Annotated in this window: 10 protein-coding genes; 5 read left to right on the top strand and 5 right to left on the bottom strand. The window is 37.0% G+C overall.

Annotated elements, in window-relative coordinates; all coding sequences use genetic code 11:
• Positions 1 to 178 precede the first annotated feature (178 nt).
• Both miaB and hemJ read right to left on the bottom strand, forming a co-directional pair.
• Positions 179 to 1,498: a tRNA (N6-isopentenyl adenosine(37)-C2)-methylthiotransferase MiaB gene (gene miaB / locus OOK87_RS06900; protein WP_264688421.1), complete on the bottom strand. Its 1,320-nt coding sequence runs from the start codon at positions 1,496 to 1,498 to the stop codon at positions 179 to 181.
• 269 nt (positions 1,499 to 1,767) lie between these two features.
• The gene (gene hemJ / locus OOK87_RS06895) at positions 1,768 to 2,196 is read right to left on the bottom strand and encodes a protoporphyrinogen oxidase HemJ (RefSeq protein ID WP_253302778.1); all 429 of its coding nucleotides are present in this window, start codon (positions 2,194 to 2,196) and stop codon (positions 1,768 to 1,770) included.
• 65 nt (positions 2,197 to 2,261) lie between these two features.
• Between hemJ and pdhA the strand changes: the two genes are divergently transcribed.
• Positions 2,262 to 3,242 carry a pyruvate dehydrogenase (acetyl-transferring) E1 component subunit alpha gene (pdhA, locus tag OOK87_RS06890; protein WP_264688420.1) on the top strand — a complete coding sequence of 327 codons (981 nt, stop codon included), beginning with the start codon at positions 2,262 to 2,264 and terminating at the stop codon, positions 3,240 to 3,242.
• A 161-nt stretch (positions 3,243 to 3,403) separates the two neighbouring features.
• On the top strand, positions 3,404 to 3,652 hold the full coding sequence (locus tag OOK87_RS06885) for a hypothetical protein (protein WP_264688419.1): 249 nt from the start codon (positions 3,404 to 3,406) through the stop codon (positions 3,650 to 3,652).
• A 528-nt stretch (positions 3,653 to 4,180) separates the two neighbouring features.
• Here OOK87_RS06885 and ccmA read toward each other — a convergent pair.
• Both ccmA and OOK87_RS06875 read right to left on the bottom strand, forming a co-directional pair.
• Complete coding sequence (ccmA, locus tag OOK87_RS06880) at positions 4,181 to 4,804, bottom strand: heme ABC exporter ATP-binding protein CcmA (RefSeq protein ID WP_253309471.1); 624 nt, start codon at positions 4,802 to 4,804, stop codon at positions 4,181 to 4,183.
• A 3-nt stretch (positions 4,805 to 4,807) separates the two neighbouring features.
• Complete coding sequence (locus OOK87_RS06875; protein WP_253309472.1) at positions 4,808 to 5,239, bottom strand: hypothetical protein; 432 nt, start codon at positions 5,237 to 5,239, stop codon at positions 4,808 to 4,810.
• A 195-nt stretch (positions 5,240 to 5,434) separates the two neighbouring features.
• Between OOK87_RS06875 and aspS the strand changes: the two genes are divergently transcribed.
• Together aspS and OOK87_RS06865 are read left to right on the top strand one after the other, a co-directional pair.
• The gene (gene aspS / locus OOK87_RS06870; protein WP_264688418.1) at positions 5,435 to 7,237 is read left to right on the top strand and encodes an aspartate--tRNA ligase; all 1,803 of its coding nucleotides are present in this window, start codon (positions 5,435 to 5,437) and stop codon (positions 7,235 to 7,237) included.
• A 35-nt stretch (positions 7,238 to 7,272) separates the two neighbouring features.
• The gene (locus OOK87_RS06865) at positions 7,273 to 8,535 is read left to right on the top strand and encodes an MFS transporter (RefSeq protein WP_264688417.1); all 1,263 of its coding nucleotides are present in this window, start codon (positions 7,273 to 7,275) and stop codon (positions 8,533 to 8,535) included.
• A gap of 7 nt (positions 8,536 to 8,542) precedes the next feature.
• Here the strand turns inward: OOK87_RS06865 and OOK87_RS06860 are convergent, their stop codons facing one another.
• The gene (locus OOK87_RS06860; protein ID WP_253309474.1) at positions 8,543 to 9,502 is read right to left on the bottom strand and encodes an RluA family pseudouridine synthase; all 960 of its coding nucleotides are present in this window, start codon (positions 9,500 to 9,502) and stop codon (positions 8,543 to 8,545) included.
• A gap of 175 nt (positions 9,503 to 9,677) precedes the next feature.
• On the opposite strand from OOK87_RS06860, the gene OOK87_RS06855 reads away from it, so the two are divergent.
• The gene (locus OOK87_RS06855) at positions 9,678 to 10,973 is read left to right on the top strand and encodes a Na+/H+ antiporter NhaC family protein (protein WP_264688416.1); all 1,296 of its coding nucleotides are present in this window, start codon (positions 9,678 to 9,680) and stop codon (positions 10,971 to 10,973) included.
• Positions 10,974 to 11,800 lie beyond the last annotated feature (827 nt).

Raw genomic sequence — 11,800 nt, 5'->3', positions numbered from 1 at the left:
ATCGTCACGGTATCTCTAGATCCCGCTAACAAGTAGCGGGATGACGGTTGTCGGTAAGCCTAAATTACTTTAGCTATAGTTGATAAACTTGAAATAAACTACGTGAAGTACTTCTATCTTGTTCTATAGGGGTACTTTCTCTCAATCAAAATAATTCTCTGACGGATGTCCAACAGAGCTATCCTGCACCACACCCCAACAAACTATTCTGCCGAGCTTCCAATACCTTCACATTTACTATTTTATCTCTATACTTCCCTTCAGGATCATCAATGCACACTGATTGCATATATGGGCTTTTACCAATAATTTGGTTTTGGTGTTTGCCTTTTTTATCACTGAACAAAGCAGGTATAGTTTTGCCTACCATACTCTGGTTAAACTCAAGTTGTTGCTTACTAATTAATTTCTGTAAACGAAGAAGGCGTTCTGTTTTAACCTCTTCTGGTACTTGATCTTTTCTTTCTGCTCCTGGTGTACCTGGTCTTGGGCTATATTTAAAGCTATAAGCCTGAGCATATCTAATTTTTTCTACTAATTTTACAGTTTCTTCAAAATCTTTTTCGGTTTCTCCAGGAAAACCAACAATAAAATCAGAAGAAAATTCGATTTCAGGTTTCAATTTGCGAAATCTGTCTATTATTTCCAAATACTCCTCTGCAGTGTGCTTTCTGTTCATCGCGTGCAATATTTTATTCGAACCTGACTGCACAGGCAGGTGAATAAATGGCATGAGTTTTGGCTCTTCCGCATGTGCCAAGTAGAGAGATTCATGCATATCTCTTGGATGAGAAGTTGTATAACGAATCCTCTCTAGCTTTTCAATTTTAGCAATATGACTAACTAATTTGCCTAAATCCCACACTTCCCCTTCGCATTTCCCATGGTAAGCATTGACGTTCTGACCAAGCAAATTGATTTCCTTCGCCCCATTTGCAACTAATTTCAATGCTTCACGAAATATTTCATTCACTGGCCGTGAATACTCAGCTCCACGAGTATATGGTACTACACAAAACGTACAAAATTTATCACAACCTTCTTGTATGGCAAGAAACGCAGAAGACCCCTGGCTATTGCCATAGCATTCATCTGGCAATTTATCAAACTTTGCAACTTCAGGAAAATCAGTGTTTATTACATGACCTTTACTTCTGCTTGCTTTGACTATCAGCTCCGGTAAGGTAGCGATACTCTGCGGACCAACAACAATATCAACAAAAGGAGCCCTTCTGAATACTTCTTCTCCCTCTGCTTGCGCTACACATCCAGCCACCACTATAGTAATTTCTTTTCGTGACGAATGAATCTTCCCGAGCTCAGAATAAAGCTTTTCTGCTGCCTTCTCTCTAATGTGACAAGTGTTCAGTATCACCAAATCAGCTTTTTCTGCATCACTAACAACGTTGAACCCCAAAGGTTTAATTATATTTTCCATTAAAACGGAGTCATAAACGTTCATCTGACAGCCGTAAGTTTTAATATATAGGCCTTTCATATTTGGTATGTCTTTTTCAAAACCCTACATATAATCACATTAAATGTCCAACAGACCAGCGCGTGACGCTAGTGAACTTGCTAGCACAATAGATTTTTATAAAATTGGATCCCAATGTCAAGCACACAGCTATTGCAACTCGACTTCACCAGTATCCCTGTAAAAATCATTGGTAAACCTCAGTAACTTTAGCTTATGTTATTTTCAAAAAAGTCAAAAATGAAAATAGAAGGGTAGCTGAGCTTTCTGCTTTTTCTGGGTAAGGTCAGTCAAAAAGGTTTTACAACAACCATAATAACTATAACTATTATCAATACTGTAACTGCTTCATTTAAAACACGAAAATAAACGTGTTTTTTTTCATTTGAACCCATTGCAAAATTTTTCCTATATTTTGCAAGTAGCATATGAATAATTAACATCAAAAGTATTGCAAATGCTTTTACATGAAACCATCCTTCACGATATGCTTCCCTAATAACCATTAATGTGATTCCAAGACCAAGTGAGAAAAGCATTGCAGGGTTTATGATATATCTAAGTAGCCTCTTTTCCATTGTTTGAAGCAAGCTATCATTTTCCGATCCCGGTTTTACAGTTGCGTGGTAGACATAAAGCCTGGGTAAATAAAGCATACCTGCCATCCACATAATGGCGGAGATAACGTGAAAAGCTTCAAGCCAGTGGTAGTAATCCATTGAGATTTATTACAAAATGTTAAAAATTTCTGATATTATTTTAGTTTAATGAAAAAGAAATCGATATGAAAGCAGAAAATTTCACTAAAGAACAGATAATTGGATTCTACAGGAAAATGCTACTCATACGCAGATTTGAAGAAAAAGCAGGACAATTATATGGAATGGGATTAATAGGTGGGTTCTGTCACCTATCAATAGGGCAAGAAGCAGTTGCAGTTGGAACTGAAGCTGCATCAAAATTAGGTGACGCTTTTATCACAAGTTATAGAGACCATGGCTTAATGCTCGCATGTAATTCTGATCCAAATGTTGTAATGGCAGAACTCACTGGCAAAGAAACAGGATGCTCGAAAGGTAAAGGTGGTTCGATGCACGTATTTGACGTTGCAAAAAAATTCTTCGGCGGACATGGAATAGTGGGGGCACAAGTTCCAATTGGCACAGGAATAGCATTTGCTAATAAATATAAGAAAAGAGACAACGTGGTATTCACGTATTTTGGTGACGGTGCTGTAAATCAAGGGCAAACATATGAATCATTTAATATGGCAGCTTTATGGAAGTTACCTGTAGTTTATATTATAGAGAATAACGGATATGCAATGGGTACTTCTGTAGAAAGATCCACTTTGGTAACTGAGCTATATAAAAAAGGAGAAAGTTTTGGTATTCCTGGAAAACAAGTTGATGGAATGGATTTTTTCTCTGTTTATGCGGCTACAAGCGAAGCAGCGGAACACACACGCAGCGGAAAAGGGCCTATCCTGCTTGAAATGAAGACATATCGATATCGCGGCCATTCGATGTCAGATCCTGCTACTTATCGCTTAAAAGAAGAAGTTGAAGATATGAAGCAAAATCATGACCCTATAGGCACTTTAAAGAAATACATGATAGATAATAAAATTGCTTCAGAAGAAGAATGTAAAGTAATTGATAAGGAAGTACGTGATTTAGTAAAAAAGTCGGAAGATTTTGCCAAAAATAGTAAAGAACCAAGCGTTGATGAGTTGTATACTGATGTTTATAAATTTGTTAGCTAAGTAGGCTTCTTTTTTTTTATCCAGGTGGCAACTAACTGTACGAACATTGTATAGTAAACGATGTCATTCAAGTAGCTCCTTCTCCCGTCATCTAAGTAGCCTTCTTCTTGTCATCCGAGTAGCTGAAACTGATTCCTTTATGACGGCCCAGTGCCCTCTTCTTGTCATCCCAGTGCCCTGACTACTTGGATCCAGGAAAAAGAATGGTGTCATCCCAGTGCCCCGACACTGGGATCCAGAAAAGTTTGCTTGTAAGCAAGCAAACTAGCATAGAAAGTGGTTACAACATTTTCGATGAGATTATATGGAAAACTGGATCCCAGTGTCTGGGCACTGGGATGACAGCAGTCCTACGTCATACCGCGATTCATTCCTACGTCATACCGCGATTCATTCGCGGTATCTCTTAACATAGATCCCGCTAACAAGCAGCGGGATGACACCTCTCTTGGGCTCTTTTAGCTACAAACGTTAAGAAATTTACCAAACGAAAAAAAAGGCAAAAGAAGCCCTAGTCATTGTCTATTTTCAGTATTTGGCGTTTTTTAAGTCTTAAACACTGCAATTTAGCTGCTTTTAATTGCAACTAACCTACGCTGCAAATGTTTAAGAAATTTACTAAGCAGAAAAAAAGGCAAGAGAAACCCCGTGTTAGCTAGTTGTCACTCTCTAATCCTGCAAATTGGCGTACTATACTGTCTTAAACGACTTATAAGCGCGTTTCAGCTTATATAGGTAAAAACCCAGAAATGTTGTGAAGACATAAGGTGCACATAGTGCAAAAAATTAAAAATAAGACGCCAACTACGTTGTTTTCTTGCTGTTTAATCTGCACAGATGAAGATAACTGAATACCTTCACTATCATGATAAGGGGGCTGGCGGAGTTTGTCAAGGAAGTTTTTTCGTTTCTAACGGTTGTTAACGTGCTGCCAAAAACTATGCAAGAAGTCTATTGAAATCGCGTATATCAATCGTTGTAAAATCACACAATTGCTCTGTAGAGCTATGCCCTGTAATAATTACTATACCATTTTGTTCAGAGCGTATTGAGATTAGGTTCAGCACTAATTCACACGTTGCACTATCAAGATTACAAAATGGTTCATCTATCAGCCAAACGTTTGCATTAGAAATCAAGAGGCGAGCAAGTGCAACTCTTCTTCTCCATCCTGCAGAAAGTTCGCCATATCTAATATTAATTACAGGCTGCAACTGCAAGCAACAAATAGCTGCCACAATCAATTCCCTAGTATTTCGTATTCCTGCCCAGAATTCTATGTTTTGGGCAACAGTTAAGCTATCTTTACAGGCATTCTTATGCCCTACGTAGACCATAGAAGGTATATAGGATTTTGGATCATCATATATGTCTTTTCCGCAGTACCTTATATTGCCTGATACCGGCGGTAAAAGTCCAGATAAACTTCTAATTAAGCTGGTTTTACCACTACCATTTGGACCAGTGATTAGAATCTTTGATTTTGGCTCAGCTTTAAAACTGAGATGTTTAAATAATACTTTGTTATTACGAGCGCAGGATAAATTTTCACATTCGAGCATGAATTATCTGCCCTTCCCCTTATGTTTACCTTGAGTTGAAGCCTGAGCTTTTACAAATAGCTCCCAAAATCCTTTCTTTCCGCCTTCTCTATGTATCAATTGTGCAAAACGCTGCATTAAACCATTACCCATCATAACCATCTTTGTCCATTTACCTACCGGTTTTGCTATGTCAACTATTTCTAGATCTTCTTTATAAACCTGTATATCTTTTTGCTTTTCGCGTAGCATTTCCTGTTGTTTCATCAACTCTTTTTGCTTATTTTTTTGATATAATTCGTTGAATTTTCTGTCTTCTTCCCACTCTTCTTTAAAAACTTTTCTAGGAAATATGATTTTTCTAATGCGATTTTTGTATATTTTTCTCAAAAAGAGAAATACTGCAGCTACAGCAAGTAATGTTACGCTATATAATATGATCTGTGTAAGTGGCATTTCCTGTATCTAATTCATTAAAAATACCCTTACTATTATACCATAATTATAGAAATTGTGCAATTTCTTTGCGGGTAAAGACAGTATAAAAGTAATACTGCTCTATTTCGTAAATTGGACAAATATCTGAGAATGGGCTTGTATGTAGTAAGGTTTATTTCTATACTTTTTAAAGAATTTAGAAGTAAAACAAATATGAACTGCTATAAAACTCACACGTGTGAAGAATTAAGGAAGAACGACGTAGAAAAGGAAGTTACCCTCTCTGGATGGTTATATCGTAAGCGCGATCACGGTAACTTAATTTTTGTTGATTTAAGAGACTTCTATGGAATCACTCAACTAGTATTTAATAATGATAAAGACTTTTTTGATGAGAGATCAAATTTAAAATTGGAGAGTATAATTACTGTTACAGGAATAGTTGAAGCTAGAACTGAAGATACGGTAAACAGCTCTATCGCAACCGGAGAAATTGAGGTTGTAGTTAGCAATTTACACGTTGAATCAGAAGTTGAGTTCCACTGTGATGAAGAAATAGCAAAAGAAGAAAGAAGTATATTAGCGAGCATTGCTGGCGAACAAGAATACCCAGAAAATATGAGATTTAAATATCGTTTTCTTGATTTAAGGCGAGAAAACACCCGCAACAATATTATTCTGCGCTCACAAATTATTGCAGAACTCCGCAAGCTCATGATAGAGCAAGGGTTTTTGGAAATTCAGACTCCAATACTTACTGCTTCGTCCCCTGAAGGTGCACGTGATTATTTGGTGCCAAGCAGACTAAATCTTGGTAAATTTTATGCATTGCCGCAAGCTCCACAGATTTTTAAGCAATTGCTCATGGTTTCAGGGTTTGATAAATATTTTCAAATTGCACCGTGTTTCCGTGACGAAGACGCAAGGGCTGACCGTTCTCCGGGGGAGTTTTATCAACTAGATCTTGAAATGTCTTTTGTGACTCAAGAAGACATCTTTCAGATTATTGAGTCTACCTTATATAAAGTGTTTGCCAAATTTTCTTGCAAATCAGTTGATAAAGATTTTCCGCGCATTACATACAAAGACGCAATGCTCAAATATGGATCTGATAAGCCAGATCTGCGCAATCCATTATTAGTCAGCGATGTTACAGAAATTTTCCGTGATTCAGAGTTCAATATTTTCAAAAGCAATATTGAGCGCGGTATGTTAGTGAGAGCCATCCCTGCTCCTAAAACAGCAGAAGAACCACGCAGCTTCTTTGATAAAAAAATAGAACATGCGCAAAAAGAATTCGGCGCTAAGGGGCTTGGGTATATAACATTTGATAAGGACGGCATCGCAAAAGGGCCAATTGCTAAATTCCTTGATGAAAACAGGCTAAATTCTATAAAAGAAATAACGGATGTAAAGCCTGGAGATAGTGTATTTTTTGCTTCTGATAAGGAAAATGAAGCAGCAACAATTGCAGGGAAAGTGCGCACTCTTTTAGGGTCAGAACTCAGTCTTATAGATGATAATATCTTCAAGTTTTGTTGGATCATTGATTTTCCCTATTTTGTATATGACGATAAAAGTAAAAAAATCGATTTCTTTCATAACCCATTCTCCATGCCACATGGTGGCTTGAAAGATTTAGAGGACAAAAATCCACTGGATATCCTTGCTTACCAATATGATCTTGTTTGCAATGGAATAGAACTGTCAAGCGGGGCGATTCGTAGTAACAAGCTGGATATCATGTATAAGGCCTTTGCCATTGCAGGCTACAGCAAAGAAGAAGTTGATACAAAATTCGGTGCGCTCGTGCGTGCATTCAGGTTCGGAGTGCCGCCTCACGGCGGTATAGCACCAGGGGTTGACAGAATAGTTATGCTGCTTGCTGATGAGCCAAATATTCGTGAAGTAATCTGTTTTCCTATGAACCAGCAAGGTGAAGATGTTCTAATGGGTGCTCCTTCTGAAGTTGACAATAAACATTTACGTGAATTATCCTTAAAGGTTATTGAATAAAAATTTTTATAGCGGAGTGTGGTAAACCGAAAATCATGAACGATATTCAAAAAGCAATACTATCAAGCATAATCTGCAATATGATTATATGGTATGAAGTAACTCTATTTGGAGTTTTAACACATATAATAAGCAATGTTTTTTTTCCTTCAGAAAGCGATTATTTAAGCACAATCAAATTTCTTGGTAGTTTTGCAATTGGATTTGGATTTAGACCGCTTGGTGCGTTTATTTTTGGTTGCATTGGAGATAAGTACGGTAGGAGGAAAGTTTTGCTGACTTCCGTAATATTAGCTTTGATATCATCTACTGCAATTGCGGTCATACCAGGATTTAAAGAAATAGGAATATTTTCTCCTATATTACTTCTGCTTTGTAGAATAATACAAGGAATGGCAACAGGAGGGGAAACGAGTATCAACTCAGCCTTTTTAATAGAGCATTCAAGCGATAAAAAAAATCTAGGCTTTTTAGGTAGCATGAAAGCTTTTAGTGGTGCTCTTGGTTCTATTACATGTTTTGTAATGATAGCTATTTGCAAAAAATTTACAGGTGAAAATTATGAAATTTGGGGCTGGAGGTTGCTCTTCTATTTCTGCTTTATTATGGGCATAATAGGCTTCTTAATAAGATACATAATGGAAGAGAGCCTAGCATATAAAATTCATGATCAAAATAGAAGCTTATCTGATTCTCCATTTTTAGAATTAATCAGGGACTATAAAAAGGCATTTGTGCTAGCAATTGGGCTTGGCGTTGCCCAAAATGCAATCGTTTATTCAGCAATCATGTTTTACAACATATCTGTAAAAGAACTTATTCTCTCAGGCATCAATATTAAAAATGTAGTAAGGATTATAGTTGAAATTACATTTGGAGCGTCTGCAGTGCTGTTTGCAATACTGTCTGATAAAGTTGGAAGAAAAAATGTAATGATTCCTACATTAGTAGCTCTAGCTTGCGCCGGTTTGCCGGTACTTTCGCTATTATCGTATGATAATCACTATGTTATAACGCCCACTTATTGGCTAATAACCATACCAATAAGTGCATCTTTTGGAATATATAATTCTCTTGCTTGCGAGTTATTTCCAACGAAAGTTAGGTGCACGGGCTTTAGCCTCGCACATAACATATCTGCAGGAATATTTGGTGGCCTTTCTCCATCCATATGCATGTGGCTTATAGAAAAAACCGAAACAAAACTTGCAGCAGGCATTTATCTTACTGCCTGCGCATTAATTAGCCTAATATCTGTGCTTCAAATTAAAGCCAAAGACAGAAAAGTTGATTGGTGAAATCGTTTCAGTCGAAAAATAGCGCTTCAATGGATTTTTCGATGTGTTTAGTGATAGGAGCGGTGATAGTGATTTCTTTATTGTTTGGCAGTTTTAAAGATAAAGAATGCGAATGAAGGTGAATTTTATTTGCTATCCCATCAATAAAAGCTTTTTTACCACCATATTTACCGTCACCAAGAATAGGGCAATTTATATGAGCTAAATGTGCACGTAACTGATGGGTTCTGCCGGTAATTGGTTGTAATTTTAAATAAGCAACATTGTGTTTGGATTTTGCTATAATTGAAAAATGCGTAGTGGCATTCTGAGGTGAATTTTCATCAACGACCACTTTTTCTTGACCTGAAACATATTTTTTCACCAATGGATAGTCTATTGTTCCACTATCCTTGCTCGGTATGCCAGAAGTTAATGCTAAATAAGTTTTTTTTACTCTTCGTCCTTTAAATTCTTCCATAAGGTATCTGGCAACATTAGCGTTGCGTGCGAATATTATCACTCCACTCGTATCTCTATCTAGCCTATGGACAATTTTAAATGTTTCTCCCTCTCTTATTTGGTCAAGCAAATCACTCATGCTAATCTTTACTTTTACGCCACCTTGAACGATGACCCCTGCGGGCTTGTTTATAGCTAGTATATATTCGTCTTCATATAATATGTTCTCTCTTAGTAGATTCACTAACTTTTCATTATATTTGCGATCAGAATTAGCGTTCTCAATATAATTCAAGTGCTTCAGCGTTATAGTTTGTCCAGAATTTACTCTATCACTAGACTTTGCTTTGCAATCATCAACTTTGATTAACCCTTTCCTTAAAGATTTTTCAATTACAGATTGCTTTAGATCAGGAAAGATTCTTCTGATGTACCTATCCAGCCTAACGTTATCGTCTTTTACTGATATGGTTTTTATATTCTCCATTACTTTATTTGGATGTATGCTAATATCAACTGTTTGCATGACATAAAATAAAGTATAGCACAAGATATAAACCCTTCGGCTACATGTGCTATTTATTTAGTAGATTAAATATGAAGTTTAAAACTCTGCTGTCAACTTCCTGCAAAACTAGTGAAAACCAAACTTGCTTAAAACCACTTAATTAGTTATAGTCGTAAGTTTGAGGTACAGTAAAATGACAGCTTTTGTCCCTTTGATTGTTTTTTTAATCTTGTACCTTGGAAGTGGTGCTTATTTTTCTTTTATCGGAACTGATAATCCACTTCATCAGGTTTCACCAGTAATCTGCTTGTTACCAGCGCTATTTTTTGCTGTCTCACGTGGTACAAATAAAATTCAGCATAACATCGATACTGTTATCAAGGGCATGGGTGACAAAAATACCCTTACTATGTGTTTAATTTTTTTATTTTCTGGAGCATTTTCTGCGGTTACTCAATCAATTGGTAGCGCAGACACTGTTGCTAATTTAATTCTTAATTTCCTTCCAGCAAGATTAATGCTGCCTGGAGTATTTTTGGCTTCTGCTTTTATTTCAACTGCAATTGGTACATCTATGGGAGTTGTTGCGCTGATGGTACCTATAGCTGTTAATCTGGCAAAAAGTGGAGCTTTTGGCCTTGAAATAGGAACTGCAACTGTAGTAGGTGGTGCCGTGTTTGGTGACAACCTCTCAATGATATCTGATACCACCATTGCATCTGTTTCTTCACAGGGAGCTTCAGCAAAAGATAAACTTAAAATAAACTCTAAGGTTGAATTTACTGCAGGTATTATAACACTCACCTATCTGGCAGTGATTTCAAGTAGTACAAAAATTATTTCTATATCAAATTTAGATTATTATTCTATAATAAAAATTATTCCTTATATTTCTTTAATAATCATGGGGCTGCTTGAAGTCACCACTTTAGTAACAATAACTGTAAACATAATTATTGCTGGTGTGCTAGGAATAGCTTTTTTTGATTATGCCATCGTTCAATTTCCTTATGACGTGTACGACGGTTTCAAAAAAGTAAACGAAATAGTAATATTTGCTCTATTTATCGGTGGGTTGAGCCATATAATGTACAAACAAGGTCAAAAAGCGTTGCATAAACTCATCGATGAAAGCAATATCACAAAAACTAAAGCTGAATTTTTGATAGCAGGAATTGCGTCTATGTTTACTACCTTAGTTGCCAATAATACCATTGCTATTTTACTAAGTGGTGGCATTGCAAAAAGACTCGCACAGAAACACGATATTGTACCATACCGCAGTGCATACTTATTAGATGTTTTTGCTTGTGCTACAAAAGGCATCTTACCTTATGGTTCTCAACTATTGCTGGCAGGTAGCATCGCCTTTGTATCACCTGTTTCTTTATTAACACAGGTATATTACTGCTTTATTTTAGCAGCAGTTACAATAGGCGAAATAATCATCAACAGCAGAAAAGAGAAACATCGTGCGGCTGCAACTTAGAGTTTCTCTTTTTTTTACCCATAAGGAACGGAATTACTTGACAAACTCCGCCAGCCCCCTTATCATGAAACTGAAGGTATTCAGTTATCTTCATCTGTGCAGATTAAACAGCAAGAAAACAACGTAGTTGGCGTCTTATTTTTAATTTTTTGCACTATGTGCACTCTATGTGTTCACAACATTTCTGGGTTTTTACCTATATAAGCTGAAACGCGCTTATAAGTCGTTTAAGACAGTATAGTACGCCAATTTGCAGGATTAGAGAGTGACAACTAGCTAACACGGGGTTTCTTTTGCCTTTTTTTCTGCTTAGTAAATTTCTTAAACATTTGCAGCGTAGGTTAGTTGCAATTAAAAGCAGCTAAATTGCAGTGTTTAAGACTTAAAAAACGCCAAATACTGAAAATAGACAATGACTAGGGCTTCTTTTGCCTTTTTTTTTCATTTGGTAAATTTCTTAAATATTTATGGCTAAACGACAACCGTCATCCCGCTACTTGTTAGCGGGATCTCTTGTTAGCGGCTGAGATACCGCGAATGAATCGCGGTATGACGGTTAAGTAGGGTGTCATCCCAGTCTGGAATCTAGTCTTGATTATGCAGCCACTTATTTAAAGTTAAGTTTCCTGGATCCCAGTGTCTGGGCACTGGGATGACGAGAAAGGAGAACTGGGATGACAGAAGAAGGAGGCTACTTACATGACATCATTCTTTTTCCTGGATCCAAGTAGTCTGGGCACTGGGATGACATCATAGAGGCGCTGGCCCTGACAATCGTCATCCCGCTACGTGTTAGCGCCGCGGCGGTATAACGGTTAAGTAGGGTG

It is taken from the genome of Wolbachia endosymbiont (group A) of Sympetrum striolatum, from assembly GCF_947250715.1.
Lineage (GTDB): Bacteria > Pseudomonadota > Alphaproteobacteria > Rickettsiales > Anaplasmataceae > Wolbachia.
Note: the sequence above shows the minus strand (reverse complement) of the source record. Positions and strands in the feature narration are given on the sequence as shown.